Below are 25,004 nucleotides of genomic sequence, written 5' to 3' on the forward strand. Positions count from 1 at the left end.
GGAGCGGGCCGCGCCCCCGAGGACGCGGCCCGCACAGGTCCGGGCGTTGTTACTGGCTGATCGTGATGGTCTGGTTGGCCTCGGAGACCGCGATGGCGTCCGGGGAGTCGACGTTGGCCGCGAGCGACTCGTTGTGGGCGTCGACGTAGGCGATGCGCTCGCTCACGTTCGAGGTCCTGACGAAGTTGAACCGGAGCCGGCCCAGGGCCTCCCGCCCGGGCAGCAGCTCCGCGGCGGCCTCGGCGTTGAGCTGGTCGTTGTTCATGGTGGAACCCCTCTCGGTTGGCAGCGCCGGCTACTGGCTGACGCTGATGGACTGGGCGGCGGACGAGGCCGCCACGGCGTACGGGGAGTGGATGTTGGTCGCGAGCGACTCGTTGTGGGCGCTGACGTAGGCGATGCGCTCGCTCACGTTCGAGGTCCTGACGAGGCCGAACCGGAGCCGGCCCAGGGCCTCCCGCCCGGGCAGCAGCTCCGCGGCGGCCTCGGTCTCGAGTTCTTCGACGTTCATGGGGGATCCCTCTCGGAAGGAAGCGCCGGCTACTGGCGGACGCTGATGGACTGGTTGGCCTCGGAGGCCGCGATGGCGTCCGGCGAGCAGACGTTGGCCGCGAGCGACTCGTTGTGGGCGTCGACGTAGGCGATGCGCTCGCTCACGCTGGTGGTCCTGACGAAGTTGAACCGGAGCCGGCCCAGGGCCTCCCGCCCGGGCAGCAGCTCCGCGGCGGCCTCGGCGTCCAGTTCTCGCATGCCAAGCATGGGTGGGTCCTTTGCACGAAGGGCATGGGCGGACCGCGCCCATGCCGAGCGCGTCCATCCATGCCGGACGATCTGTCTGACGAGATTGGACAGTAGGACTCCGGGTAGCCACCGACAAGGGACCGGAACATCCGACGCGCCGCCGCGAAGACGCCCAGCACCCACGGAAACCGCAGGTGGGAGAAGCGGCGACGGAGACCGCAACCGACGCGGACCCCCGTGGAACCTCACCCGATCGGCCCAACTCGGGGCCGTCCGGCCGGCAACGGCAGGTCTCCCGATGGCTATCCTCTCGTGCCTCAAGGCGGGTGAACCGCCCGAAACCTCCGCGAGAGGGGTGCCCGTGCTTGTCGTCCCAGGAGCGCTCGCGACCGCCGTGGTCCGCGACAGGACCGGGGAGCCGGTGGTGCTGCTGTCCGGCGAACTCCCCTCCGCCCTCACCCCTTCCGGCGTCGACGAACTGCTCAACCTGGCCGCCGCCGTACTCGAGGCGGAGGAGCTGGAACTCTTCCGGCGCTGCCTCGCGGCACTGCGCTGCGGCGAGAAACTCCGGGAAACCCGTATCGAGGTGAGCGGAGCCGTACTGACCATCTACCGGAGCTGAATCACGATCCGACTGCACGGAACACGGTGCGGAACACCGCCAGGATCACGGGGCGGAACACAGAGCCGACCGCGGGGCGGAACAGGGGCGGAACAGGGGCGGAACACGGGGTGGAACACCGTCCGCAGCAGGGCAGGATTTCCCGGCAGTCCACGATGACGGATTCGCGCGGCTGCAGAGTCTTCTGCAATCGGGACTTTCCGCAACTCGGAATCCGGTGCACTCCGGCCGCGTTTTCCGCATATTCCGCCACACACCCAACCAGGCCGCGAAACGCCGTAGTTGAATCACCCTCCCGAGTGTTCTCCGGACGCACCGCACCCTTTCCCGAAATGCCCGCCAAGCAGAGCTCAGCATCGGTTTGACGAGGTTTCGCAACGGAGGATCGCTGTGCGCCGACAAGACCCCGGACCGCATATGCGCGAATGAATCCGGTACGGAATCCACGTATGGTCCGGAGGGCCACCAGAAAACCCTCTAGCCAGGAGAAGAACGGTGAGAAAACTCGCACGCGTCTTTGCCACGGCCGCGCTGGCCGTGACCGCCGGCGTCATTCCCATGACGGGCACCGCCATGGCCGCCGCACCGGCCCATTCGGCCGTCGGCGCATACCAGTTCCACGGCGTGGACCGGTGCGCCGACCTCGGCCGGCGGTACGTCGCACTCCACACCTGGGACCGCCACCGCGCCCGGTGGGACCGCGACTGCCGCCACCGCTGGGAGCGCCGTCTGGTGCACCGGTCGCACTGGTACGACGCCTACGGGAGGTACCGCAGCCACGCCGGATACGCCGGGGACTGCGGACACCGCTACTGAGCCGGCCCGAGTGCGCCGCCCGATCGGAACGGGCGGTCGGCGTGGGTCCCCGGAGACACGTCCCGGGGGCCCGCTGCCGTTCGACGGTCAACCGGACTGCCCGTCACGGTAGATGGTCAGTACGGCTCCGCTCACCTCGATACGGGTTTCCCGGAGTTTCTCGCCGCAGCGCAGTGCCGCGAGGCAGCGCCGGAAGAGTTCCAGCTCCTCCGCCTCGAGTACGGCGGCGGCCAGGTTGAGCAGTTCGTCGACGCCGGAAGGGGTGAGGGCGGAGGGGAGTTCGCCGGACAGCAGCACCACCGGCTCCCCGGTCCTGTCACGGACCACGGCGGTCGCGAGCGCTCCTGGGACGACAAGCACGGGCACCCCTCTCGCGGAGGTTTCGGGCGGTTCACCCACCCGACGGGGCGAGAATAGACCCCCGGTCGACCCCGTTTCCGCGCGATCCGGTACTTCGCCGGCCGCACACCGGATGCCCTCGTCCGGCCTCGTCCAATCTGTCCGACCACGCGCCGGTCCGACCGCGCGCCGGTCCGACCGCGCGTTCGTCCGACCGCGTCCGGGCCCCGCCCGGCAGCCTGCGGCCGGAGGTACCCGCAGGGTCCCGGTTCAGCCGGTGCCGGTGCGGGGGTTCGTTCCGGCGGCGGTGCCGGGGTCGGATCCGGAGACGGGGCGGGGGGTGGTGTCCGCGCGGGTGCCGGGGTCGGTGTCGGTGTCGGTGGCACCGGCGTCGATGTCCGTGCCGGTGCCGGTGTCGGTGGCGTCGATGTCCGTGCCGGTGCCGGTGCCGGGTCCGTGGGTGTTGCGCAGGAGGGATTCGACGAGTGCGGTGACGTGCCGGCGGTCGGCGGGGGAGAGTCGCCGGACGCTGGCGATGAGGGTGGCGACCTCGGGGTCGGCGGTGGCGCCGGGGGGCTCCTCGAAGTAGAGGTGGATGCCGCAGGCCTCGGCCGCCGCCCTGCGTACGGTCTCCAGGGGGAGTTCCAGTCCGCGGGCGAGGCCCTCCAGGGTGGTCTGCTGCGGCATCCGGGTGACCCGTTCGGCGGTGGCCAGATGGTGCACGGTGGAGCGCGGGACACCGCCGCGCCGGGCAACCTCGCCGTAGGACCAGCCCCGCTGCTCCAGCCGGCTCTTCACCAATTCCCGCAGTGCGTTGGCCACGCGAGGGATTCTCCCTGCCGAGACGCCGGATGACCAAACCCGGTGAACGAAGTTGCGGAGAGGCACCGGAAACGCTTGGCGTCCAATCACGTCGGACGATTCGCCCACAGTCATTGGACAGGCCGCTTGCCGGGCCCCTCCGTACGACACTCGCCCGAGCCCTCCCGAACGCCCCTCGAACAGCCTTGGCCATCCGCCCGGGCGCCCGGCACTTCGGGCACGGCACACCGGTTCAACGCCGCGCACCCCGTCGGGTCACGCCCGGCACGGAGCCGGCGGCCGGCACCCCCTCCCGGCCCGGCACCCCCTCCCGGCCCGGCCGCAACGCCCGGCCCGAACGCCCGCCACCCCCGCCCGGCACCACGGGGGCGACCGCGGATGCCCTTGCGATCACGCCCCCCGCTCCGGGACCCTGTGCTGTGAGTCCGCGGCCCCAAAGGGGCAGCGGGCTCAAACAGTTGCGACTTGGGGTGATTCGAGCAGATTCTCCGGCCGCGGCTGGCCCGTGATGGGGGTCCCGTTCATGAACGAACGCGGAGACGGGCATCATGCAACCGGAAGACCATCGTCTTATGTCTACGGATACGGTGGTCTGCCATTGATGCGTCCGGTACCGGCTGGCCAAGGGGAGCCGCGGTCCGGACACGACCGAACGATCACGCAGCCAGCAGGCGTGCGGGGGGAATGAAACGTATGACGTCGACGCCGACCGGCGCCCGGCCGCAGGACGACGACCCTTCCCGGACCACGCAGCTTCGGGTTCCCCCGCAGCTCAGGACCGGAGGCCACCGGTTGCGCCCCAAGAAGGCGCTGCCGAGGTACGACTACGAGCACTACAGCCGGCTGGCCGGTCCCCTGACCCAGCCGGACCCGTCGAGACCGTACCGGGTGCAGTACCGCTCGCTGCTGTCGCAGGAGCCGCACCGCGTCCGGGCCGCGCTGCTCCTCGGCGCCGCGCCGCTGGTCTCGCTGGGCCTGTTCGCCTGGCTGATGCAGCCGCAGCACTGGACCGAGCGCGACCCCAACCTCGACAACGAGCTGCTGCTCTGGCTCGACGTCGTCATGCTGGTGTCGATCGGCCTGATCGAGCTCTTCCGCACGATGAACGTCCTGTCGAACGCGCACGCGACCCTCGTCGCGCGCGACCCGATACCCGTGGTGCCGGAGTCCGGCACCCGCGTCGCCTTCCTCACCTCCTTCGTGCCGGGCAAGGAGCCCCTGGAGATGGTGACGAAGACGCTCGAGGCGGCCGTGAAGATCCGCCACCGCGGACTGATGCACGTGTGGCTGCTCGACGAGGGCGACGACCCGGCCGTCAAGGAGGTCTGCGCACGGCTCGGCGTCCACCACTTCTCCCGCAAGGGCATAGCCAAGTGGAACCAGGAGAAGGGCGCCCACCGGGCCAAGACCAAGCACGGCAACTACAACGCCTGGCTCGAGGCGCACGGCGGCGACTACGACTTCTTCGCGTCCGTCGACACCGACCACGTACCGCTGCCGAACTACCTGGAGCGGATGCTCGGGTACTTCCGCGACCCGGACGTCGGCTTCGTGATCGGCCCGCAGGTCTACGGCAACTACGACACCTTCGTCACCAAGGCCGCCGAGTCCCAGCAGTTCCTCTTCCACGCCCTGATCCAGCGCGCCGGCAACCGCTACGGCGCCCCCATGTTCGTCGGCACCTCCAACGCCGTGCGCATCAGCGCCATCAAGCAGATCGGCGGCCTGTACGACTCGATCACCGAGGACATGGCGACCGGCTTCGAGATGCACCGGGCCAAGAACCCGGCCACCGGCAACAAGTGGCGGTCCGTCTACACCCCGGACGTGCTGGCCGTCGGTGAGGGCCCGTCCGCCTGGACCGACTTCTTCACCCAGCAGCTGCGCTGGTCCCGCGGCACCTACGAGACGATCCTCAAGCAGTACTGGAAGGGCTTCGGCACCCTGCCGGCCGGCAAGCTCTTCAACTACACCATGATGATCATCTTCTACCCGATGTCGGCCCTCAACTGGATCCTGGCGGCGCTCAGTTGCGCGCTGTTCCTGGGCATGGGCGCCTCGGGTGTGCAGATCGACCCGGCCGTCTGGATGATGCTGTACGGCAACGCCTCAGCCCTTCAGATCGGCCTCTACATCTGGAACCGCCGCCACAACGTGTCGCCCCACGAGCCCGAGGGCTCCGGCGGCCTGGCCGGCATGGTGATGTCCGCGCTCTCCGCACCGATCTACGCACGCTCCCTGATGGACGCCGTACTGCGCCGCAAGAGCAAGTTCGTGGTGACGCCCAAGGGCGACTCCTCCAGCCCGGACACGCTCTTCGGCACGTTCCGCATCCACCTCTTCTTCATCCTGATCTTCGGCGGCTCGCTCGCCTCCTCGTTCTGGTTCGGGCACGACCATCCGGCGATGATCACCTGGGCCGGTCTGGCCCTGCTGATCACCGCGGCGCCCATCTTCGCCTGGCGACACGGCATCCGCGAGGAGAAGAAGAAGCGGCGGGGGCGGCGCCGTGCGAAGCCGGGGACGGGCGGCGGGGCCTCCGAGGCCGTGCCGCCGGCCGCCCATGAGCAGCAGCCGCAGCAGTGGGCCCCCGCGGACCAGACCATGCAGATCGCCCTTGGGGGACGTAAGAAATGAGCGCACTTCCCGTCCGGCCGAACCACCGCAAGAACCGGGCCCGACGGATCCTGATCGGCGCGGCGGTCGTGGCGGCGATCGCCGGGTTCAACGGACCCGCGATGTACCGGTACGGCTCGGAGCAGTACCACGAGTACAAGATCGACCGGCCCGAGTACAAGGCGGCGAACGGCCGCTGGGACCTCCTCGACGTCCCCGCCGAGTACAAGATCAACACGATCCACGCGGCCCTGCTGCACACCGGCAAGGTGCTGCTGATCGCGGGCTCCGGCAACAACCAGAAGAACTTCGACGCCAAGAAGTTCGAGTCGGTGCTGTGGGACCCGGAGACGAACGAGTTCACGCACATACCCACGCCCAAGGACATGTTCTGCGCCGGGCACACCCAGCTGCCCGACGGCAAGCTGCTGGTCGCGGGCGGCACCAAGCGCTACGAGAAGCTCGAGGGCGACGTCACCAAGGCCGGCGGCCTGATGATCGTCCACAACGAGGACCCCGACAAGCCGATCACCCTGCCCGCGGGCACCAGGTTCACCGGCAAGGAGAACGGCAAGACCTTCGTCTCCAAGGACCCGGTCCTCGTCGAGAAGGCGAAGAAGGTCTTCGACAAGAAGACGGGCCGCTTCCTGCGGACCGAGGCGGGCCTCGGCCGGATCTACGTCGAGGCCGAGAAGTCCGGCAAGCGGTACGAGACCGGCACCGAGGACAACTACCGGGTGCACGGCCTGCAGGGCACGGACAACCAGAACGTCTACGGCATCGCGCAGAAGCTCGCCCTCGACAAGAAGGACTTCCAGGGCATCAAGGAGGCCTACGAGTTCGACCCGGTCGCGGAGAAGTACATCACCGTCGACCCCATGAACGAGGCCCGCTGGTACCCCACGCTCACCACGCTCGAGGACGGCAAGGTCCTGTCCCTGTCCGGACTGGACGAGATCGGCCAGATCGTCCCCGGCAAGGACGAGATCTACGACCCGAAGACGAAGAAGTGGGAGTACACCGGCTTCGAGCGGCGCTTCCCGACCTACCCCGCGATCTTCCTGATGGACAACGGGAAGCTCTTCTACTCCGGCTCCAACGCCGGGTACGGCCCCGCGGACGTGGGCCGCGACCCCGGGGTCTGGGACCTGGACACCAACACGTTCACCAAGGTCCCCGGGCTGAGCGACCCGGACCTGATGGAGACCTCGGCGACGGTGATGCTGCCGCCCGCCCAGGACCAGCGGTTCATGGTCATCGGCGGCGGCGGGGTCGGCGAGTCCGAGAAGTCCAGCGAGAAGTCCCGGCTGGTCGACCTGAAGGACCCGAAGCCGCGCTTCAAGGACGGCGCCTCGCTCGACAAGGGCACCCGCTATCCGAGCGCCTCGCTCCTGCCGGACGACAGCGTGCTGGTCACCGGCGGCTCCGAGGACTACCGGGGCCGCAGCGGGTCCAACGTCCTGGAGGCGCGCACCTACGACCCGAAGACGGGGAAGTACACGCGGGTCGCCGACCCCCGGGTCGGCCGCAACTACCACTCGGGGTCCGTGCTGCTGCCCGACGGCCGTGTGATGATCTTCGGCTCGGACTCGCTCTTCGGTGACGACGCCAACACCAAGCCCGGTGTCTTCGAGCAGCGCATCGAGATCTACACCCCGCCCTACCTCTACCGGGACTCGCGACCGGAGATCGGCGCCGGACCCAAGAAGATCGAGCGCGGCGGTTCGGCGACGTTCAAGAGCCCGGACGCGGCGAAGCTGGCCTCGGCGAAGCTGATGCGGCCCAGCGCCGTGACGCATGTGACCGATGTCGACCAGCGCTCCATCGCGCTGGAGATGAGGAAGACGGCGGACGGTTTCACGGTCACCGTGCCCGAGAACCGGTCCCTGGTCCCGTCCGGCTGGTACATGCTGTTCGTGACGGACGACAAGGGCACCCCGTCCGAGGCGGTCTGGGTCGAGGTCCCGTAGACCGTCCGGGGCGGCCGACCGGACAGCGGCCGGCCAGCCGGACATCGGACAGCCGGACTGCAGATGAAGGGGGCTCCCGCGGCGGGAGCCCCCTTCGTCCTTCGTCCCTCGTCGCTCGTCGCTCGTCCTTCTTCGCGAGCTCGGCTGCTCGGGGTCGCGGGCGAGGCGGCACGCCGCGCGGTGCCGCGGACCGGATCAAGCGCCGCGGTGCTGCGGACCGGCTCGAACGCCGCGCGGTGCCGCGGGCCGGATCGAGCGCCTCGCGCTGACGCGCGCCGGCTGGAGCGCTACTCGGTGTTGCGGGCCAGTTCGAGCGCGTACTCCGGGTACCAGTCGCCGGCCTTGGGGCCGCCCTTGCAGTCACCGTCGGACTCCCCCGGCCGCTTCACCCACAGATAGGCGTCGACGAGGGGGTCGCCGGTCTTGGTCGTGGGTTCCTCGCCGAGGGCGCGACCGGGCGGGTTGCACCAGTTCTCCTTGGGATCGCCGCCGGTGTAGGGCCCGTTGCCGTTGCGGCTGGTGTCGATCACATAGTGCTTCCCGCCGACCTTGGCGGAGAGCGCGTGGCCGAAGTCCTTGCTGGCCTCGGTCGTCTGGAAGTTGGAGACGTTGACCGCGAAGCCGTCCGCCCCGTCGATACCGGCCCTCCGCAGCGGGCCGGGCAGGGAGTCCGGGTTCGCCCAGCCCGCGTTGCCCGCGTCCAGGTAGACCTTGGTGGCGGGAAGTCGCTTCAGCCGCTCGATGGCCCCCTTCAGCAGGTCGTACCGCTCCTGGTGGTACTGCTGCGGGGTGCAGCCGTCGACCAGGTGCAGCACGGCGTCGGGTTCCAGCACGACCGTGGCCCGGCGGTCGCCGATGCCCTCGGCCACCTTGTCGACCCAGGCGCGATAGGCGTCGCCGTCGGACGCGCCGCCCTTGGAGAACTGCCCGCAGTCCCGGTGCGGGATGTTGTAGAGGACCAGCAGGGCGTCGCGGTCGGCCTTCTCGGCGGCCTCCGTGTAGCGCTTCGCCTCGCCCTCGGGGTCCTCGGGCCCGATCCACTCCCCCACCGGCTGGGCCGCGATCTTCTTGATCAGTTCGGCCCTTGTGGTGTCGCCGTCGTCGAGGTACGACGCCACCTGCTTCGCGGCGTTGCCCTCGGGGTTGACCCAGTAGGGGTCCGTCGCCTTGGGCTGCTGGGCCGCGGGCCTGTCGCCTTCGCCGTCCGCGGAGGAACACCCCGCGACGAGCAGGACGACCCCCACCGCGGCCGCCGTCCATCGGGCGCGCCCGACTCGACTGCCGTACATCCGCTCCCCCTTGGTGCACCGTGGTACGCGCCGGGCCACCCCCCAGGCGCCCCCGCTGCCGGACCGGGTCCGGCCGGACCCATCCTGACACACGGCGTCCGCGGGCCACGAGGCGACGAGGCTTCGGCCGTCCGGGCCCTCAGACGCCGCGCGCGTCCGTGAGGTAGGCGGACACCACGACGTTGGCCGTGTAGGAAGCGGTCTTCCTGTCGTAGGTGCCACCGCAGGTGATGAGCCGGAGCTCGGCCCGGCCCGGGAGGTGTGCCCCGTACACCTTCCGGGCGTCGAACCGGTCCCGGCTCACGACCTGGACGTCGTCGATGGTGAACACGGCGACCGAGCCGTCGGTACGGGTCACCCTGACCGTCTGGCCGGGCCGGGCCGCGCTCAGGCCGTAGAAGACCGCCGGCTCGGTTTTGGTGTCGACGTGGCCGACGAACAGCGCCGCGCCCGCGGCACCGGGCCGGGTGCCCGTGCCGAACCAGCCGACTGCGTCCGGCGTCGCGAACGGCGGAGGTTCGACCGCTCCCGTCGTGTCCAGACCGCGGGCGACGACCGGGGCCGAGACACCGATCGAGGGGATGTCCACCCTGGTGGGTCCCGCCGGCGCCAGCGGCTCGCGGGCCGGCGGCAGCGGTACCCCGAGTGGACGGCCCACCGCGGCCACGTCCCCGGTCGTGGGGGCCGAGGTGCCCCCGCCACCGTCGCTCGCCTCACGGCCCCAGAGCCACAGGCCCATCAGCAGGATCGCCCAGGCCACTCCCGTGAGCAGTCTGCCGCTGCCGGGGGGCGTCTCCTCGCCGGAGGACACGGCGGTCAGTCCCGGTCCGGGGAGCCGAGGCGACGGCGGCGGGCACTGCGGCAGGCGACGGCGACGGCCGCCGCTCCGGCCAGGAGCAGCCCGATCACGGTGTGCGGGGTGCCGGGCCCCTGGGTGTCGGCGGACTTGGCCTCCTGCGAGGCCAGCCGGTCGGCAGCGCCGCCGCCACCGGCACGGACGGGGGCCACGGGGCTCTCCGCCGGGTCGGGGGCCCCGGCATCGTCCTCGTCGGAGCCGTCCTCGCCGTCCTCGCCGTCGTGGTCGTCGTGGTCGTCGTCGGAGCCGTCGTCGGAGCCGTCGTCGTGGTCGCCATCGTGGCCGTGATCCTCGTCGGAGCCGTCCTCGCGGCCGTCGCGGCCTTGGCCGTCACGGTCCTTCTTCCCGTCCTGCCCCTCGCGGTCCTTCTTCCCGTCCTGCCCTTCGCGGTCCTTCTTCCCGTCCTGGGACCCTTCGTCCTTCTTCCCGTCCCGCCCCTCACGCCCCCGCTCGGCGTTCTCCTCCTCGCCCTGCTTGTCATCGGCGTCGGAGCGGGAGGGCGGCGTGAGCGTGACGATCTGGAGCCGGTCCACGACGCCGCTCTGGCCGCCGTCGCGCACCTCGCTCCCGGATTCGGCTCCGAGAGCCTGGACGGTGTCCGTGAGCTGGGCGTTTTCCTCCGCGAACGCGGTCGCCGGGACGGGGGCCAGGATCAGGAAGCCGGTGGCCGCCCCTACGACACGGAGAGCAATCGTGACTGAACGCATTGTGAACCTCCTGGTGTAACGAGATTCACGCGTTCCGCCCAGTTCCGCATCCCCAGCAGACCCGTACGGGTCAGCGCGCCGAGCGGGTCGCGGCCTCCGAAGGGTCCCGCGGCCCACACGTCCCCTCACCCTCACTCGCACACGGACGGGCTCCACCGCGCATCGGAGACATTCCCCCGCACCGGAATCGAACAGGCGCCGAAGGTAGTGTCTACGTCGAGCGCAAGCCGCCTCGTACAACTGCGTCCGGCAGGAGAAACACCCCATGGGAGAGCGCAAGCCGATCGAATCATGGCTCACCGACATGGACGGAGTGCTGATCCACGAGGGCATCCCGATCCCCGGCGCCGAGGAGTTCCTCAAGCGGCTCAAGGAGTCCGGTAAGCCCTTCCTGGTACTGACCAACAACTCGATCTACACCCCGCGTGACCTGCACGCGCGGCTGGCCCGGATGGGCCTCGACGTGCCGACCGAGAACATCTGGACCTCGGCCCTGGCCACCGCGCAGTTCCTCGACGACCAGCGGCCGAACGGCACCGCGTACGTGATCGGCGAGGCCGGTCTGACGACCGCCCTGCACGAGATCGGGTACGTCCTCACCGACACCGATCCCGACTTCGTCATCCTGGGGGAGACCCGGACGTACTCCTTCGAGGCCATGACGAAGGCGGTACGGCTCATCAACGACGGCGCCCGGTTCATCGCGACGAACCCCGACGAGACGGGACCCTCCACCGAGGGCGCTCTGCCCGCCACAGGGGCCGTCGCGGCGCTGATCACCGCGGCCACCGGCAAGAAGCCGTACTTCGTCGGCAAGCCGAACCCGCTGATGATGCGCGCCGGGCTGAATGCCATCGGGGCCCACTCCGAGACATCGGCCATGATCGGCGACCGGATGGACACGGACGTGCTCGCCGGTCTGGAGGCCGGCATGCGGACGTTCCTCGTCATGACGGGGGTCACCAGGCCGCACGAGGTGGACAGGTTCCCGTACGGGCCCTCGAAGGTCGTGGACTCGATCGCGGACGTGATCGACTACGTCTGACGCGCTGCACCGGCAGCAGGGGGGACGGCGGTCCCGGTGACCGTGGGGCGGAGCGTGCCGTACGGGTCACCGGGGCAGGCGCTCCGGCCTGCGGGCGCGGGCGTACGGCCGCCCCACTCCCGGCCGAGCCCAGCCCGCGCCCCAGCCCGCGCCCCGGCCCTGGACTCGGCCCTGGGCACCGCCATGGACTCGCTTTCCGGGGCGGGGCGTTCGGCGGGAACCGGGCGGGCTCACCCGGATCACGCAGCCGTCAGAGACGGCGTGGCGTCACCGTGCGCCGTCCAGCCGCAGCAGGACGGAGTACGCCGACTCGGCCCGGCGAGCCGGTACGGCTTCGGGGTCGGCGTGCTCCAGGAAGCTCCGTGTCCCGCCGTGGTGGCGCACCCGGCCCCCGTCCATGAGGGTGACCGCGTCGGCTTCGTCGGCCAGGTCGGCGACGTCGTGCGTGGACATGAGCACGTATGGGCGCCGTCCAGCCCGTGACGGTGTGGGCGCTATCTGACCCGGCGCCTCATCAGGAGCAGTACCACCGCCCCGGCGAGGAGCACACCGCCCGCGGTGGCGAGGCCCACCGAGTGCCAGGGGCGGGCGCCGGTCGCGGCGAGTTCGTGTGCGTTCTGCCGGGCGGTGCCGTCCTTGCCGGACCCGTCACCGGGGACGGCGGGCCCGCTGGCCTCCGGTTCGCCGAGGGGCCCCGAGGGACGGCCGGTGGGCTCGGCGGCGAGGACGTCGAAGCGGTAGTCGTCGGACTCCCCCACCCAGTCTCCGTCCGCCCCCCGGCGCTGGACGACCGCGGCGTTGGCGACGACGGTGTCGGGAGCCGTGGTGCGGTCGGGGAAGGCGAGCCTGACCCGTACCGAGAACGTGCCGCCGGCGGGCAGCGACAGGCCCGCGAAGCCGCCCGAGCCGGCTCCGAACGCGCCGACGGCCTCCCCCTGGTCCGTCTTCTCGACGGTGACGTGCCGCCAGATCCGCGAGGCTCCGTCGAAGAACTCCAGCCGGACCCGGTCCGGCCGGATCGCCCTCGCCTGGCCGGCGAGCACGACCACGGGGTGGATGTTCAGACACGGCCGGGCGGTGGTGTTGGACAGTTCGACGGAGAACTCGTGGGCCTCCCCACCGGCCCGGTACTCGCCGGGGCCCCGGACGATGCGGGTGACGATCGGGAACTCGACCGCGTTCGGATCGCCGCAGGCCGGCTGCTGCTCGGCGGGCACCGCACCGGGTGCCGCGGGCGATGCGGCGCCCGGACGGGGAGGCTGCGGCACCGAGGGCGGCAGGACGGCGGAGGGCACCGCCTGCACCGGGGCCGGGGGCTGGACCGGGGCCGGGGGCTGCGGCGCGAGGGGGCGGGGCACGGCGGACGCGGGCGGAACGGGCGGGGCGGGGAGTCGCCGAGGCGGGGTCTGCCGGGCGGCGGGAGCGGACCGCGGCGGGGCGGACCACGACCCGCCTGTCAGGGGCGGCGGCGCCGGCTGAGCGGCGTCCGTGCGGGACGGCGCGGGACGCTCAGGGGGCGAACCGGGTTGCGCCGGCACGGGCCGCGGGGTTTCCGGGGTCCGCGCGAGAGCCGGCCCCGCCAGGACGACGGGGACGAGCGCGGCCGTGGCGGCTCCGGCGGCGAGGGCGGTGCGCAGACGCATGGGGGAACCTCAGCAGATCGCGGGCGTGGGCGGCGTCGGCTGCGACGCTGCCACGCGGGGGCCCGCCGGTGGTGCACCGACGCCACCCTCCGACCTGAAAATCACATCATTACGCCCGGTTGGCGGAGTCCATCGCCTCCATGCGGCCGAACAGCGGGGCGAGGACGAGCTGGGCCGCGCCCTCCGCGACCGGGTACGCACCGCTCTCCGCCAGCGCGACGTGCACGGCATCGTCGCCGATCACCTCGCCGACCCCGCGAACGAACGTCTCGGCGGCGGCGAGCACCGTGCGCCCGCCGAGCAGCACCTGCTCGACGTCGAGCAGCCGTACCAGGTTCGCCGCGCCGGTACCCAGCACCCGGGCCGCCTCCCCGAACTCACCGCGGGCGACGGCCGCGAGGCACAGCGCCTCGATGCAACCGCGGTTGCCGCAGGGGCAGACGGGGCCGTCGAGTTGTACGACCTGGTGGCCGAACTCGCCCGCGCCGGTGCGCGCCCCCCGGTGCACCACCCCGCCGATCACGAGCCCCGCGCCCAGTCCCGTACCGAGGTGGAGGTACGCGAACGACCCGGGCGCGGCCGCGGCCGCGGCGGAGTGAGCGGGGGAGGCAAGGGAGGTGAGAGAGCCAGGAGAGGCAGGAGAGGTGAGAGAGCCAGGGCAGGCGGGGGCGGCCGGGGAGGCGGGGTCACCGTCGGCGCGCCCGCCCGCCGGACCGGCGACGCCGTGCCCGGGGTCTGCCGCGCTCTCCGCCCCGGGCCCCGTCCGGGGCAGGCCCCTCAGCGCGAGCCCCAGCACCGCCGCGTTCGTGTCCTTGTCCAGCACGACCGGCACACCGAGCCGCTCCGCGAGCTCGTCGCGGAGCGGGACGCCCGCCCAGCCCGGCGCGCCGGTCACCCGGCCCGGTACACCGGTCCGGTGGTCCAGCGGTCCGGGCATGCCCACCCCGACGCCGAGCACCCGCTCCGGTCCGACCGCCAGCAGCGCCCGCACCTCGCCGGCCGCCGCGGAGATGGCGTGCGGTACCGGACCGCCCAGGTCCAGAGCCCGGCTGCGGGACGCGACGACCGTGCCGGCGAGGTCGACGAGGACGGCCGTCAGCTCGTCGCGGTCCAGGTGGAGACCCACGGCGTGCGCGGCGGAGGGGACGAGGCGCAGGACCGTACGGGGCTTGCCGCCGGTGGACGCGCGGCGGCCCGCCTCAGTCGCCATCCCGTCCTTCCGCAGCCTTCCGGTGATCTTGCTGACGGCCTGGGGCGTGAGACCGGTGCGCTCGGCCAGCTCCAGGCGGCTGATCCCGTCGCCGCCGGCCGCCCGCAGCAGATCCAGCACCAGGGCCGCGTTGTGGCTGCGCAGCACAGGAAGGTTGGCACCCGCGTTACTCCACTTCACCCCGCTATTGTGCGGGCGCTTGACGCTTTGGCAACAGTGTTGCTTAAGTGGCCCCATGACTGGCACCACCGGCACCGGCGCCGCGTCCGGGACCTCCGCCCCGGCCGGGCCCCCTTTCCGCGTCGGACTCGTCGGCTACGGCCTCGCGGGTTCCGTCTTCCACGCGCCGCTGATCGCGGCCACCGAGGGCCTCGTCCTGGACACCGTCGTGACCTCGAACGAGGAGCGCCGGGAGCAGGCGCGGGCCGAGTTCCCGGACGTGCGCTTCGCGGCCGCGGCCGACGAGCTGTGGGAGCGCGCCGACGAGCTCGATCTCGTCGTCGTCGCCTCGCCTAACAGGACCCACGTCCCGGTCGCCACCGCCGCCCTCGAGGCCGGTCTGCCCGTCGTCGTCGACAAGCCGATCGCCGGGACCGCCGCCGAGGCCCGCGCGCTCGCCGGCCTCGCCGAGAAGCGGGGGCTGCTGCTCTCCGTCTTCCAGAACCGCCGCTGGGACAACGACTTCCTCACCCTCCGCCGCCTGCTCGAGGACGGCGCGCTCGGCGAGGTGCAGCGCTTCGAGTCCCGCTTCGAGCGCTGGCGCCCCCAGCCCAAGGGCGGCTGGCGCGAGTCGGGCGACCCGGAGGAGATCGGCGGCCTCCTGTACGACCTGGGGAGCCATGTCGTGGACCAGGCCCTCGTCCTCTTCGGGCCCGCCGTGCGGGTGTACGCGGAATCCGATGTGCGCCGCCCGGGCGCCGAGACCGACGACGACACCTTCATCGCCGTCACGCACGCCGGCGGCGTCCGCTCACACCTCTACATGAGCGCGACGGCCGCCCAGCTCGGTCCGCGCTTCAGGGTCCTGGGCTCCGCCGCGGGCTATGTGAAGTACGGCCTCGACCCGCAGGAGGCCGCGCTGCGCGAGGGCAGGCGCCCGGAGCCGGGGCGGCCGTGGGGTGAGGAGCCGCAGGAGCTGTGGGGGCGCCTGGGCTCCGGCGAGTCGCCGCTGACGGGCGGCGGGCACCCGGTCGGGACGCGGCCCGGCGACTACCCCGCGTACTACGCCGGGATCGCCACCGCCCTGCGGGACGGCACCGCCCCGCCGGTCGGCGCGTACGAGGCGGCCGACGCCCTCGACGTCCTGGAGGCGGCCCGCCGCTCCGCCCGCGAGGGCGTCACCGTGGAGCTCGGCACATGAGCCGCGGCGGCACGGCACCCGGCTTCCCCGGCATAGCCGCGCTCGAGGCACAGGAAGCGCGCCTGACGTTCAGCCGGTTCACCCACGAGGACGCCTGGGCGCTCGGCTCGGCGCTGGTCGAGCTGGCGCGCGAACGGCAGGCCCCGGTCGCCATCGACATCCGGCGCGGCGGGCAGCAGCTCTTCCACTGCGCCCTCGCCGGGTCGTCGGCGGACAACGACGCGTGGATCGACCGCAAGCGGCGGGTCGTCGAGCGCTACGGCGAGAGCTCGCTCCTCGTCGGCAGCCGCTTCCGCGCCAAGGGAACGACGTTCGAGGAGTCGTCCCGGCTCGACCCCGACCGGTACGCGGCGCACGGCGGATCCTTCCCGGTCCGCGTCGACGGCGCCGGCGTCATCGGCACGGTCACGGTCTCCGGCCTCCCGCAGGCCGAGGACCATGCGATGGTGGTGGAAGCGCTGGAGCGCATCCTCGCCATCTGAAGGCCCCGCGGAGGGAGTGAATCCCCCGCACCCCCTCCGCGGCCCTTCCCTCCGTTGCCGTCCTCCTCTTCGCCCCGGCTCGTGCGACGCCCGCCGTACGCCCCGGCCCCGCGGCCCCGCCGGGCGACCCGCGCCGTTCGGCCCCGCCGGGCCGTCCGGCCACCGCCCTGCGACCCGCGCCGTTCGAGCCCGCCCGGCCATACCCCCGCCCGGCCGTACGGCCCGTGCCGCGCAACGCGCGCCGTACGGCCCCGGGCCGCCGGCCCCGGCCGTCCGTCCCTACGCGCTCTTCAGCACCTGCCGCTGGCGTCCGAGCCCTTCGATCTCCAGCTCGACCACATCACCGGCCCGCAGGTACGGCTTCGGCTCCGGCTGCCCCAGCGCCACCCCCGCGGGCGTCCCGGTGTTGACGACGTCTCCCGGGTACAGGGTCATGAAGTGGCTGACGTACCGGACCACTTCGGCGACCGGGAAGATCTGGTCGGCGGTCGAGCCGTTCTGCTTCAGCTCGCCGTTGACCCAGAGCCTCAGGGACAGCGCCTGCGGGTCCGGCACCTCGTCCCGGGTCACCAGCCAGGGCCCCAGCGGGTTGAACGTCTCGCAGTTCTTTCCCTTGTCCCAGGTGCCGCCGCGCTCGATCTGGAACTCCCGCTCCGACACGTCGTGCGCGACCGCGTAACCGGCGATGTGCGCCAGGGCCTCCTCGGGGGACTCCAGACAGCGCGCGGTGCGCCCGATGACCACCGCGAGCTCGACCTCCCAGTCCGTCTTCTCGCTGCCGCGGGGCACGAGGACGGTGTCATCGGGGCCGACGACCGTGTCCGCCGCCTTGAGGAAGACGACGGGCTCGGCCGGGGTGGCGGCACCGGTCTCCGCCGCGTGGTCGTGGTAGTTCAGCCCGATGCACACGACCTTGCCGACACGGGCGAGCGGCGCGCCGATCCGCTCCCCGGCGGCGTCGAGCACCGGGAGGCCGCCGGCCTCGGCCGCCGACCGGATCCGCTCGAGCGCGTCCTCGTCCGCGAGCAGCGCTCCGTCGATGTCCGGAACCAGCCCGGACAGGTCCCGGAGGGTCGTCCCGTCCCGGTCGAGCAGCGCAGGCCGCTCCGAACCCGCCGTACCGACACGCAGCAACTTCATCTCAGTTCTCCCTGTGGTCGAGGTGAGCCCCGCTTGAGGAGTCCCCGCGTGCGGCGGAGGGAGGGTGCGGCCCATCGGAGGATTGGTCGATCCTCCAAGAGAGCAGGACGGCCCACAAGCCCCTGTTCACCACCTGGACCGTTACCCCGCGGTAGCCGGGGAGCCCGCGGCAGACGCGTCCCGGTGGAGGAGCATCCTCTCCACCGCGCTCCACGTCGTGCTGGTCACGACGTAGAGGGCCGCCGCCAGCGGCACCACGGCGACGGTGACCAGCGTCGCGAAGGACATCAGCGGCAGCACCCTCGCCATCGCGCCCATCCCCGGCAGCGTCTGCTCCGGCCGGGCCGGGCCCGTGGCCGCGAGCTGCCGCCTGGTGCGCACACAGGTGAACGCGGCCACGACGGCGACGACCCCGAACAGCACGAGGTACACCGCCCCGGCCGGCCCGAACACCCCGCCCGCCTCCAGCGCGTCGGCCCACCGGCCGCCCAGCCCGGCCGCGAACAGGCTGTGCCCGAGCAGTTCGTTGGCCTCCCCGCCGATCCGGGAGCCGGAGAACAGGTGGTACATCAGGAAGAACGCGGGCAGCTGCAGCAGGCCGGGCAGGCAGCCCGCCAGCGGCGGCACCTTCTCCTTCGCGTGCAGCTCCAGGACCGCCCGCCGCAACCTCTCCGGGTCCCCGCCGTGCCTGCCGCGCAGCTCGGACAGCTGCGGCGCGAGGCGGGCGCGCGCCTGCTGCCCCCGGGCCGCCGCCCGGGACAGCGGATGGACCGCCAGCCGTACCAGCGCGGTGAACAGGACGATCGCCGCCGCGGTGGCGGAGGTGTGGAACAGCGGCTGGAGCAGATCGGCGAGCCGACCGACCAGCGAAGCGAACAGGGACAGGACTGGGGACATGGAGGCCCTCCGGGACTCGTCGTGCCGGGAAAGAACGGATATGTCGGCATGACGGCCCGCGAGGGGGCGCGTGGCCCGCTCAGGGCACACACGGGAAGGGCAGAAGGAGCCGGCGCCCCTACGCGGCCGTCGTCGAAGGACGGCCTGGAGCCCTGGGGCGGCAGCGGCCCGCCGCGTCGGGATCACGCTGCGGCAGGAACGCCGTGCGCTGGTCACGGTCGCGCAGCGCGGTGCGTATCCGCGCGGGCGGCACCCGAGGCACCGACCGGGAGAGGATCAGCGCGCAGGCGACGAGCGCGGCACCGGCCGCCGCCGTGGCGGCGAGGGCCACGGCCGTCGGCAGGCCGATCCCCTCGGCGACGAAGACCTCGACCAGGATGAAGAGCAGAAGCGCGAGCGGCCGCAGCACGCGCCAGGTCTGACCGGCCATGCGTACCCCTCCCTCTCTTCCGCGCTGCGCCCCGCTCCGTGCGCGGCGGCTGTGCAGCTCTGTACGGGTGATACGACCCGTCATCGGTTATACACGAGCGCGGAGTCCTCCGGGTTCCCTGTGGAAAACCCGGGCGGCCCATCTCCCGTCCGGCCCGCTGCGCCGCGCGCACCGGCCGACAGCCGCGGCCTTCACCTGACCAGGCCCCTGCGCAGCCCCGTACAGCAGTACGGTGTGCTGCATGCGCCCCGACACGTCTGCCGACCACACCGCCGAAGCCGAGCGTCTGCTGCGCACCGCGGAGCAGTACCCGGAGGACCGCGAACCGCTGCTGCTCCAGGCCGCGGCCCATCTGGAGCTCTCGGGCGACCGGGCCCGCGCGAGCGGTCTGTACGACAACCTCCTCGCCGGCGATCCGGACAACACCCAGCTGATCAAGGCACTCCAGGCGGCCAATCTGTGGGAGTACGGCCACGAGGCGGAGGCCCGCACGCTCATCGACGGCGTCCGCGCGGCGGCTCCGGACGACGCGGCACCGTGGGAGATCGTCGCCGAGACGCTGGAGGCCCACGACGAACTCGACGCGGCCCACTCCACCTTCACCGAGGCCGTCACCCGTCTCATCTCCCCGGGTGAGGAGACGTCCTACGCGACCCAGTCCCTCCTCACCGGCCGCCACCGTGTGCGCCGTCTGCTGGCGCTGCCGCACGACGACTGGGACACCCTCGCCGACCGCCTCCACACCTCGGCCGTCCCGCTGGACGAACTCCACGACCCCAGGCGCCTGTGGGCTCTCGGCTCCTCGGACCCCGTCGAACTCCGCGCCGAGATCGACCGGCTCCGCTCCGAACTGGGCACCTACCGCGCGGCCCTGTCCCGCCCCTTCCCGGTCGCGGTCCTCCACTGGCCGGCCCACGAACTCACCGAACTCCTCGGCACGTACCCGCCGCTGGCCGCCGAGTACCCGACCCACGACGCCCATCTCACCGCCATCGAGTCCGCCCTGCGCGACCTCTCGGCGACGGGCACCGGCAACCTCGGCATCGTCACGGGCACGGTCCCCTCGTACGAGGCCTTCGCCGCCTCGGAGGCCGCCTCCCCCGCGGACGCCACCCTCCTCCCCCAGTACGCCACGACGCTCGCGGCCCGCGGCAAGGCGACGCCGTGGCCCCCGGCGAAGGGCGCGCTGTGCTGGTGCGGTTCGAGGACGGCGTACGGGGAGTGCCACGGGGTGGGGCGGGGCTGATCTCCGCCGACGGACGCCGGCGCCCCGGGGAAGGGGCCGGCAGGGAGGGGAACGGGTGACGAGGTCCGTTGACGCCGGGAACCCGGTCGCCGGGCTCTACGAGCAGCTGATCACCTTGCGGCTGGAGAAACAGCTCCGGGAGCTGAACGCCGATGGCCGCTGGCACACGGTCGACGGCGCCGTGGGACCCGAGTCCTCGCCCCACGTCATCGCCCGTCACGTGGCGGAGACCACCAGGCGGGTGCTGGAACGGCTGCCGGCGGCGGACCGGGTGCACGCGGCCAACCACATCCTCGAGTCGCTGAGCACGGTGGAGGGTGCCCGTGAGTGGGTGGACCTCGTCGCCGACGGCCCGCGGCAACTGCTCGCCGTCGCCGAGGAGGAAGCCAGGGGCGTCTACGCGATCCGCCCGGCGACGCCGCTGTCCGACACGGCGCTCATCACCAACTCCCCGGACGACCCGAGTCTCGGTTTCGAGCTGCGCGCCGAGCTCGCGACCGCCGACCGCGTCGACCTGCTCTGCGCCTTCGTGAAGTGGCACGGACTCCGTGTCATCGAGCAGTCCCTCGAGGCCGCCCACGCCCGCCACGTGCCCATCCGCGTCATCACGACCACGTACATCGGAGCCACCGAGCGCCGCGCCCTGGACAGGCTGGTTCAGAGATTCAACGCCGAGATCAAGGTCAACTACGAGCTGCGCTCCACCCGCCTCCACGCCAAGGCCTGGCTCTTCCGCCGCAGCAGCGGCTACGACACGGCCTACGTGGGGAGTTCAAATCTGTCGAAGGCGGCGCTCCTCGACGGACTGGAGTGGAACGTCCGACTCTCCTCCGTCGCCACTCCCGATGTGCTGCGCAAGTTCGAGGCGACCTTCGACTCCTACTGGAGCGACCCGGCGTTCGAGCCGTACGACCCCGATCGCGACGCCACAAGGCTCGACGAGGCGCTGCTGCGGGCCGGCCAGGGGACCCGCGACGCCGGCGATCGGCGCATCACCCTCTCCGGGCTGGAGGTACGTCCGTACCCGCACCAGCGCGACATGCTGGAACGCCTCGAGGCGGAGCGCGAAGTCCACGGACGCCACCGCAACCTCCTGGTCGCCGCGACCGGCACCGGGAAGACGGTCATGGCGGCGCTTGACTTCAAGCACCTCCGGCAGAAGCACGGCCCCGGTCTGCGGCTCCTCTTCGTCGCCCATCGCCAGGAGATCCTCAGGCAGTCGCTCCGCACGTACCAGGACGTACTCGTCGACGCGAACTTCGGGGAGGAACTGCACAGCAGCCTCGTGCCCCGCCACTGGAACCATGTCTTCGCCAGCGTTCAGTCCCTCGGCACCCGGTCTCTCGACCGCCTTGCCCCGGGCCACTTCGACGTCATCGTCATCGACGAGTTCCACCACGGGGTCTCTCCGACCTACCGCAAGATCATCGACCACTTCACCCCCCGGGAACTGCTCGGCCTGACCGCGACCCCGGAGCGGATGGACGGACGCAACGTCCAGGACGAGTTCTTCGACGGCCGCATCGCGGCGGAACTGAGGCTGTGGGAAGCGCTGGAGAACGAACTGCTCAGCCCCTTCCACTACTTCGGCATCACCGACAGCACCGATATGAGTGCCGTCACATGGAAGCGCGGCGCATACGACGCATCAGAGCTGAGCAGTCTCCTCACGGGCAACGAGACCCGGGCGCGCCTCGTGGTCCAGGCCGTCCTGGACAAGGTCCCGGACCCGACCTCCATGCGCGCTCTGGGCTTCTGCGTATCGGTGTCACACGCCAATTTCATGGCCGACTTCTTCTCCCGCGCCGGCATCAGATCCGTGGCACTCTCAGGCGGGACGTCACGGGATGACCGCAAGGCGTCGCTGGACGCGCTGCGGTCCGGGGAACTGCAGGCCGTCTTCTCGGTCGACCTCCTCAACGAAGGACTCGACATCCCGGATGTCGACACGCTTCTCCTGCTGCGCCCCACGTCGAGCGCGACGGTGTTCCTGCAGCAGCTCGGGCGGGGACTCCGCCGAACCGAAGGCAAGGCCGTGCTCACCGTCCTCGACCTCGTCGGACGGCACCGCAGGGAGTTCCGCTTCGAAGCGCGCTTCCAGGCACTGACCAATCTGACGCGCAACCGCCTGCTCACCGGCATCGAGCGGGACTTCCCGGTGCTCCCCTCCGGCTGCCAGATCATCCTCGAGCCCAAGGCCAGGGAACTGATCGTCGACAACATCCGGGCCCGGCTCGGGGTCAACGTCACCCAACTGGCACGTGAGGTGCGACAGTACGCCGAGCCCCGCCTGTCCACCTACCTCAAGGAGAGCGGCCGCGACATCAGTGAGCTCTACCGGGGAAACGGGAACTCCTGGACGGGTCTGCTGCGCCGCGCCGGGCTGCTCACCTCCTCCGCACCCGACGCAGAAGCGGCGCTTCTCAGAAGGGTGCCCGCGTTCCTCCACGCCGATGACCCGGAACGTGTCGCCGCCTACCTGCGACTCCTCGAGGACGACGCACCCCGCTACGACGATCTCGACGGCCTCGGCCAGGCCTACGCGCGCATGCTCTTCTTCTCCCTCTGGCCTCTCGGAGGCTTCCGCACCTACCAGGAGGCCCTCGGCTCGCTGCGGCCCCTCCACGACGTCCGCAGCGAACTCCGCCAGGTCCTGGCCCATGTGCTCGACCGGGCGGAACACGTCCCCGTCCCCCTCGCCGGCGACCTCGGCGGGCTGCCCCTCACGGTGCACGCCTCGTACAGCCGTGAGGAGATACTCCCGGCTCTGGGGCAGTCCCGTATCGGGGGCCTTATGCCAGGCCACTTCCGCGAAGGCGTCAGATGGTGCGAGAACGTGCGTACCGACGCCCTGCTCATCACCCTGGAAAAGGACGAGAAGGACTTCTCCCCGCAGACCCGCTACCGGGACTACGCCCTGAGCGACTCCCTCTTCCACTGGGAGTCGCAGAACCAGACGTCGCACACCTCCCCGACCGGAATCCGCTACCGGACACACGAGAAGCTGGGCAGCCATGTGCTGCTCTTCGTCCGCCGCTACAAGAAGACGGACATCGGCGGTCCCCAGCCCTGGATGCTGCTCGGCCCCGCGGACTACGTGACGCACGAGGGGAGCAGGCCGATGGCGATCACCTGGAGGCTGAGGCACCGGATGCCCGCGGACGTCCGGACCTACTCGTCCGCCGCGCACTGATCACCGGCGAGGTCCGCCCGGGTGGGCCGGGGTGGCCGGGTGGGCCGGGGTGGCCGGGGTGGCCGGTGGCTGGACGCCCCCCGGCGTAAGTGGTGGGTCCCCCGGTGCGGTCGTAGCGTCGATACAGGAGGAACCGTTCGAGGGGGTGGGAGGGAGCGCAGGCCGGGATGTGCGATGTGGGTGCCGGGACGCCATGCGGGTGCCGGGCCGCGCAGCGGTCGGCAGGGGCGCGTGGGCATGGTGTGGGCCGGGTGGCTCGGGGAGAGACGGCTGGGAGCTGACATGCAGAGACACAAGCTGAGGACCGGGGCCATGATCTTTGCCGCGACGGTGCTCGCGGCGGGCCTCGTGCCGGCGACCGCGTCCGCGTCCCCCTCCATGGCGGCCCAGCCCGATGACCAGGTCGTCGTCGTGGACTGCTTCATGAAGGCGCAGGTGCGGCCCAGCGAGTTCCTGATCGCCTGCGGGGACGGCAACAGCGGACTGACCGAGCTCGAGTGGTCGTCGTGGGGGCCGAGGTCCGCCGTGGCCTCCGGGACCAACGTGGTCAACGACTGCAAGCCCTACTGCGCCGCGGGCACGTTCCGCTCGTACCCCGTGAACGTAAGGCTCGAGCGTCCGGAGGCGTGGGAGAAGGACCCGGGCCGGCAGCGGTACGGGCAGCTCCACCTCAGCTTCCCCGGCAGCAGGCCCGAGCACCTGCCGCCCGAGGTGACGTACAAGCTGTGGGACTGATGTGCGGTACGGCCGCCCGCCACCGACGGTGCGCGGTCGGGCTGCCGGGGGCGTGGGCTAGGCGCGGTGCGACGCGTCGCCGCCGGGCCGGCCACGCCTGCTCGTACGATCCGGAGACATGGTGCGGAAGCGGGTAGTGGTCTCCGGGACGGTCCAGGGCGTGTTCTACCGGGACACCTGCCGGAGGGTCGCCGAGGAGCACGGGGTGTCCGGGTGGGTGCGGAACCGGGCCGACGGCCGGGTCGAGGCGGTGTTCGAGGGCGATCCCGACGGTGTCGAGACTCTCGTCCGGTGGGCGCGGCTGGGTCCGCCGTCCGCCGATGTGCGCGCCGTGGAGGTGCGGGACGAGGAGCCCGAGGGGCTGACGGGGTTCGAGGTACGGCACAGCACCGGCGGCGGCGCCTGACCGCCCGGCGTGGCCGGCGGCGCGACCGGCCGGCGGCCGGGGAACGACGTCCCCGGCCGCCGGTCCCTGGTCCGCCGGTCACTGGTGCCGGTGCGGATGCGGATGCACGGGTACGGATGCGCCCGTGCGGTTCACATACCGATGTTCGCCGGCCGGTGGGTGTGGCTCTCGACGTCGGCCGCCGCGCGGCCGACGAGTTCATGGGCCAGTTCGGAGCAGGCGCGGGCCGCTGCCAGCTCCTCGCCGATCTTCGCGTCCGGGGTGTCGTCCGGATTGCGCCGGGCCACCCCTCTGCCCTCGACACCGGGGGCGTTGGGGCCGCTCAGGGAGGCCTTGCAGGCCGTCCGCGTCCCGTCCTCCTCGAACGACAAGTCGATGTTCCAGTGCTGCGTCGTCATGACGGGTCACCTTCGCCGTACGGTTCCGTCGGCCCCGTCCA

The 25,004-nt window shown here is 71.9% G+C and carries 25 protein-coding genes and 1 pseudogene; 11 read left to right on the forward strand and 15 right to left on the reverse strand.

Annotation, left to right across the window (positions count from 1 at the left end; all coding sequences use genetic code 11):
* Nucleotides 1-49 precede the first annotated feature (49 nt).
* Genes DDW44_RS09300 through DDW44_RS09310 form a run of 3 tightly spaced genes read right to left on the reverse strand, consistent with a single transcriptional unit; the run spans nt 50 to nt 750 of the window.
* Entirely contained in the window at nt 50-265 is a 216-nt protein-coding gene (locus DDW44_RS09300) for a hypothetical protein (RefSeq protein ID WP_017949830.1), read from the reverse strand.
* Nucleotides 266-295: 30 nt separating this feature from the next.
* Nucleotides 296-511, reverse strand: a complete 216-nt coding sequence (locus DDW44_RS09305) for a hypothetical protein (protein ID WP_017949831.1) — start codon at nt 509-511, stop codon at nt 296-298.
* A 29-nt stretch (nt 512-540) separates the two neighbouring features.
* Nucleotides 541-750: a hypothetical protein gene (locus DDW44_RS09310; protein ID WP_027731409.1), complete on the reverse strand. Its 210-nt coding sequence runs from the start codon at nt 748-750 to the stop codon at nt 541-543.
* A 352-nt stretch (nt 751-1,102) separates the two neighbouring features.
* Here DDW44_RS09310 and DDW44_RS09315 point away from each other — a divergent pair, with 352 nt between their 5' ends.
* Nucleotides 1,103-1,363: a hypothetical protein gene (locus DDW44_RS09315; protein ID WP_108908780.1), complete on the forward strand. Its 261-nt coding sequence runs from the start codon at nt 1,103-1,105 to the stop codon at nt 1,361-1,363.
* 495 nt (nt 1,364-1,858) lie between these two features.
* A complete protein-coding gene (locus tag DDW44_RS09320) occupies nt 1,859-2,179 on the forward strand; it encodes a hypothetical protein (protein ID WP_027731411.1) in 321 nt (106 codons plus the stop codon).
* Nucleotides 2,180-2,266: 87 nt separating this feature from the next.
* Here DDW44_RS09320 and DDW44_RS09325 read toward each other — a convergent pair whose 3' ends face one another.
* The gene (locus DDW44_RS09325) at nt 2,267-2,539 is read right to left on the reverse strand and encodes a hypothetical protein (RefSeq protein ID WP_108908781.1); all 273 of its coding nucleotides are present in this window, start codon (nt 2,537-2,539) and stop codon (nt 2,267-2,269) included.
* A 249-nt stretch (nt 2,540-2,788) separates the two neighbouring features.
* A complete protein-coding gene (locus DDW44_RS09330; protein WP_108906131.1) occupies nt 2,789-3,340 on the reverse strand; it encodes a helix-turn-helix domain-containing protein in 552 nt (183 codons plus the stop codon).
* A gap of 693 nt (nt 3,341-4,033) precedes the next feature.
* On the opposite strand from DDW44_RS09330, the gene DDW44_RS09340 reads away from it, so the two are divergent.
* Together DDW44_RS09340 and glxA are read left to right on the forward strand one after the other, a co-directional pair.
* Complete coding sequence (locus DDW44_RS09340) at nt 4,034-5,977, forward strand: glycosyltransferase family 2 protein (RefSeq protein WP_108906133.1); 1,944 nt, start codon at nt 4,034-4,036, stop codon at nt 5,975-5,977.
* Nucleotides 5,974-7,926, forward strand: a complete 1,953-nt coding sequence (glxA, locus tag DDW44_RS09345; RefSeq protein ID WP_108906134.1) for a radical copper oxidase GlxA — start codon at nt 5,974-5,976, stop codon at nt 7,924-7,926. Before DDW44_RS09340 ends, glxA begins: the two co-directional genes overlap by 4 nt.
* Before the next feature lie 287 nt (nt 7,927-8,213).
* On the opposite strand, the gene DDW44_RS09350 is transcribed toward glxA, so the two are convergent.
* The 3 genes from DDW44_RS09350 to DDW44_RS09360 form a co-directional block, all read right to left on the reverse strand.
* Nucleotides 8,214-9,215 (reverse strand): glycoside hydrolase family 6 protein, encoded by a 1,002-nt coding sequence (locus DDW44_RS09350; protein ID WP_167455484.1) that lies wholly within the window; start codon nt 9,213-9,215, stop codon nt 8,214-8,216.
* Between the two features lie 139 nt (nt 9,216-9,354).
* Nucleotides 9,355-10,026 (reverse strand): class F sortase, encoded by a 672-nt coding sequence (locus tag DDW44_RS09355; RefSeq protein ID WP_108906136.1) that lies wholly within the window; start codon nt 10,024-10,026, stop codon nt 9,355-9,357.
* Nucleotides 10,027-10,031: 5 nt separating this feature from the next.
* Nucleotides 10,032-10,778 (reverse strand): hypothetical protein, encoded by a 747-nt coding sequence (locus tag DDW44_RS09360; RefSeq protein WP_108906137.1) that lies wholly within the window; start codon nt 10,776-10,778, stop codon nt 10,032-10,034.
* 265 nt (nt 10,779-11,043) lie between these two features.
* Here DDW44_RS09360 and DDW44_RS09365 point away from each other — a divergent pair, with 265 nt between their 5' ends.
* Complete coding sequence (locus tag DDW44_RS09365) at nt 11,044-11,823, forward strand: HAD-IIA family hydrolase (RefSeq protein ID WP_017948057.1); 780 nt, start codon at nt 11,044-11,046, stop codon at nt 11,821-11,823.
* Between the two features lie 267 nt (nt 11,824-12,090).
* On the opposite strand, the pseudogene DDW44_RS09370 reads toward DDW44_RS09365, so the two are convergent.
* The 3 genes and pseudogenes from DDW44_RS09370 to DDW44_RS09380 all read right to left on the reverse strand — a co-directional run.
* Nucleotides 12,091-12,300: pseudogene (locus DDW44_RS09370) on the reverse strand (ABC transporter); the annotation flags it as partial.
* A gap of 17 nt (nt 12,301-12,317) precedes the next feature.
* Nucleotides 12,318-13,118 (reverse strand): hypothetical protein, encoded by an 801-nt coding sequence (locus DDW44_RS09375; RefSeq protein WP_244223990.1) that lies wholly within the window; start codon nt 13,116-13,118, stop codon nt 12,318-12,320.
* Between the two features lie 457 nt (nt 13,119-13,575).
* Nucleotides 13,576-14,823 carry an ROK family transcriptional regulator gene (locus tag DDW44_RS09380; protein WP_108906138.1) on the reverse strand — a complete coding sequence of 416 codons (1,248 nt, stop codon included), beginning with the start codon at nt 14,821-14,823 and terminating at the stop codon, nt 13,576-13,578.
* Nucleotides 14,824-14,911: 88 nt separating this feature from the next.
* Between DDW44_RS09380 and DDW44_RS09385 the strand changes: the two genes are divergently transcribed.
* Together DDW44_RS09385 and DDW44_RS09390 are read left to right on the forward strand one after the other, a co-directional pair.
* On the forward strand, nt 14,912-16,036 hold the full coding sequence (locus DDW44_RS09385; protein WP_018891634.1) for a Gfo/Idh/MocA family protein: 1,125 nt from the start codon (nt 14,912-14,914) through the stop codon (nt 16,034-16,036).
* Nucleotides 16,033-16,518 carry a heme-degrading domain-containing protein gene (locus DDW44_RS09390; protein ID WP_108906139.1) on the forward strand — a complete coding sequence of 162 codons (486 nt, stop codon included), beginning with the start codon at nt 16,033-16,035 and terminating at the stop codon, nt 16,516-16,518. Before DDW44_RS09385 ends, DDW44_RS09390 begins: the two co-directional genes overlap by 4 nt.
* Nucleotides 16,519-16,797: 279 nt before the next feature.
* Here the strand turns inward: DDW44_RS09390 and DDW44_RS09395 are convergent, their stop codons facing one another.
* The 3 genes from DDW44_RS09395 to DDW44_RS09405 all read right to left on the reverse strand — a co-directional run bounded on the left by DDW44_RS09395 (nt 16,798) and on the right by DDW44_RS09405 (nt 18,985).
* Entirely contained in the window at nt 16,798-17,658 is an 861-nt protein-coding gene (locus DDW44_RS09395) for a fumarylacetoacetate hydrolase family protein (protein ID WP_017948049.1), read from the reverse strand.
* A 141-nt stretch (nt 17,659-17,799) separates the two neighbouring features.
* Entirely contained in the window at nt 17,800-18,555 is a 756-nt protein-coding gene (locus tag DDW44_RS09400) for a YidC/Oxa1 family membrane protein insertase (RefSeq protein WP_108906140.1), read from the reverse strand.
* Nucleotides 18,556-18,673: 118 nt separating this feature from the next.
* Nucleotides 18,674-18,985, reverse strand: coding sequence for a DUF6412 domain-containing protein (locus DDW44_RS09405; protein ID WP_027731428.1), 312 nt, complete (start codon nt 18,983-18,985; stop codon nt 18,674-18,676).
* A 241-nt stretch (nt 18,986-19,226) separates the two neighbouring features.
* Here DDW44_RS09405 and DDW44_RS09410 point away from each other — a divergent pair, with 241 nt between their 5' ends.
* The 4 genes from DDW44_RS09410 to DDW44_RS09425 all read left to right on the forward strand — a co-directional run bounded on the left by DDW44_RS09410 (nt 19,227) and on the right by DDW44_RS09425 (nt 24,565).
* Nucleotides 19,227-20,231 carry a tetratricopeptide repeat protein gene (locus DDW44_RS09410; protein WP_027731429.1) on the forward strand — a complete coding sequence of 335 codons (1,005 nt, stop codon included), beginning with the start codon at nt 19,227-19,229 and terminating at the stop codon, nt 20,229-20,231.
* A 55-nt stretch (nt 20,232-20,286) separates the two neighbouring features.
* The gene (locus DDW44_RS09415; RefSeq protein WP_108906141.1) at nt 20,287-23,424 is read left to right on the forward strand and encodes a DEAD/DEAH box helicase; all 3,138 of its coding nucleotides are present in this window, start codon (nt 20,287-20,289) and stop codon (nt 23,422-23,424) included.
* A 282-nt stretch (nt 23,425-23,706) separates the two neighbouring features.
* The gene (locus DDW44_RS09420) at nt 23,707-24,159 is read left to right on the forward strand and encodes a hypothetical protein (protein ID WP_244223991.1); all 453 of its coding nucleotides are present in this window, start codon (nt 23,707-23,709) and stop codon (nt 24,157-24,159) included.
* Nucleotides 24,160-24,277: 118 nt separating this feature from the next.
* On the forward strand, nt 24,278-24,565 hold the full coding sequence (locus DDW44_RS09425) for an acylphosphatase (RefSeq protein ID WP_027731432.1): 288 nt from the start codon (nt 24,278-24,280) through the stop codon (nt 24,563-24,565).
* A 131-nt stretch (nt 24,566-24,696) separates the two neighbouring features.
* Here DDW44_RS09425 and DDW44_RS09430 read toward each other — a convergent pair whose 3' ends face one another.
* Nucleotides 24,697-24,963, reverse strand: coding sequence for a DUF1876 domain-containing protein (locus DDW44_RS09430; protein WP_017948042.1), 267 nt, complete (start codon nt 24,961-24,963; stop codon nt 24,697-24,699).
* Nucleotides 24,964-25,004: the final 41 nt, after the last annotated feature.

The organism is Streptomyces tirandamycinicus, assembly GCF_003097515.1.
GTDB lineage: Bacteria > Actinomycetota > Actinomycetes > Streptomycetales > Streptomycetaceae > Streptomyces > Streptomyces tirandamycinicus.

Bases quoted from the DNA above. Each gene is read 5' to 3' on its own strand.
- DDW44_RS09300 (WP_017949830.1), bottom strand. From the start codon at position 265: ATGAACAACGACCAGCTCAACGCCGAGGCCGCCGCGGAGCTGCTGCCC.
- DDW44_RS09305 (WP_017949831.1), bottom strand. From the start codon at position 511: ATGAACGTCGAAGAACTCGAGACCGAGGCCGCCGCGGAGCTGCTGCCC.
- DDW44_RS09310 (WP_027731409.1), bottom strand. From the start codon at position 750: ATGCGAGAACTGGACGCCGAGGCCGCCGCGGAGCTGCTGCCCGGGCGG.
- DDW44_RS09340 (WP_108906133.1), top strand. From the start codon at position 4,034: ATGACGTCGACGCCGACCGGCGCCCGGCCGCAGGACGACGACCCTTCC.
- glxA (WP_108906134.1), top strand. From the start codon at position 5,974: ATGAGCGCACTTCCCGTCCGGCCGAACCACCGCAAGAACCGGGCCCGA.
- DDW44_RS09350 (WP_167455484.1), bottom strand. From the start codon at position 9,215: ATGTACGGCAGTCGAGTCGGGCGCGCCCGATGGACGGCGGCCGCGGTG.
- DDW44_RS09360 (WP_108906137.1), bottom strand. From the start codon at position 10,778: ATGCGTTCAGTCACGATTGCTCTCCGTGTCGTAGGGGCGGCCACCGGC.
- DDW44_RS09365 (WP_017948057.1), top strand. From the start codon at position 11,044: ATGGGAGAGCGCAAGCCGATCGAATCATGGCTCACCGACATGGACGGA.
- DDW44_RS09385 (WP_018891634.1), top strand. From the start codon at position 14,912: ATGACTGGCACCACCGGCACCGGCGCCGCGTCCGGGACCTCCGCCCCG.
- DDW44_RS09390 (WP_108906139.1), top strand. From the start codon at position 16,033: ATGAGCCGCGGCGGCACGGCACCCGGCTTCCCCGGCATAGCCGCGCTC.
- DDW44_RS09395 (WP_017948049.1), bottom strand. From the start codon at position 17,658: ATGAAGTTGCTGCGTGTCGGTACGGCGGGTTCGGAGCGGCCTGCGCTG.
- DDW44_RS09400 (WP_108906140.1), bottom strand. From the start codon at position 18,555: ATGTCCCCAGTCCTGTCCCTGTTCGCTTCGCTGGTCGGTCGGCTCGCC.
- DDW44_RS09405 (WP_027731428.1), bottom strand. From the start codon at position 18,985: ATGGCCGGTCAGACCTGGCGCGTGCTGCGGCCGCTCGCGCTTCTGCTC.
- DDW44_RS09410 (WP_027731429.1), top strand. From the start codon at position 19,227: ATGCGCCCCGACACGTCTGCCGACCACACCGCCGAAGCCGAGCGTCTG.
- DDW44_RS09420 (WP_244223991.1), top strand. From the start codon at position 23,707: ATGCAGAGACACAAGCTGAGGACCGGGGCCATGATCTTTGCCGCGACG.
- DDW44_RS09425 (WP_027731432.1), top strand. From the start codon at position 24,278: ATGGTGCGGAAGCGGGTAGTGGTCTCCGGGACGGTCCAGGGCGTGTTC.
- DDW44_RS09430 (WP_017948042.1), bottom strand. From the start codon at position 24,963: ATGACGACGCAGCACTGGAACATCGACTTGTCGTTCGAGGAGGACGGG.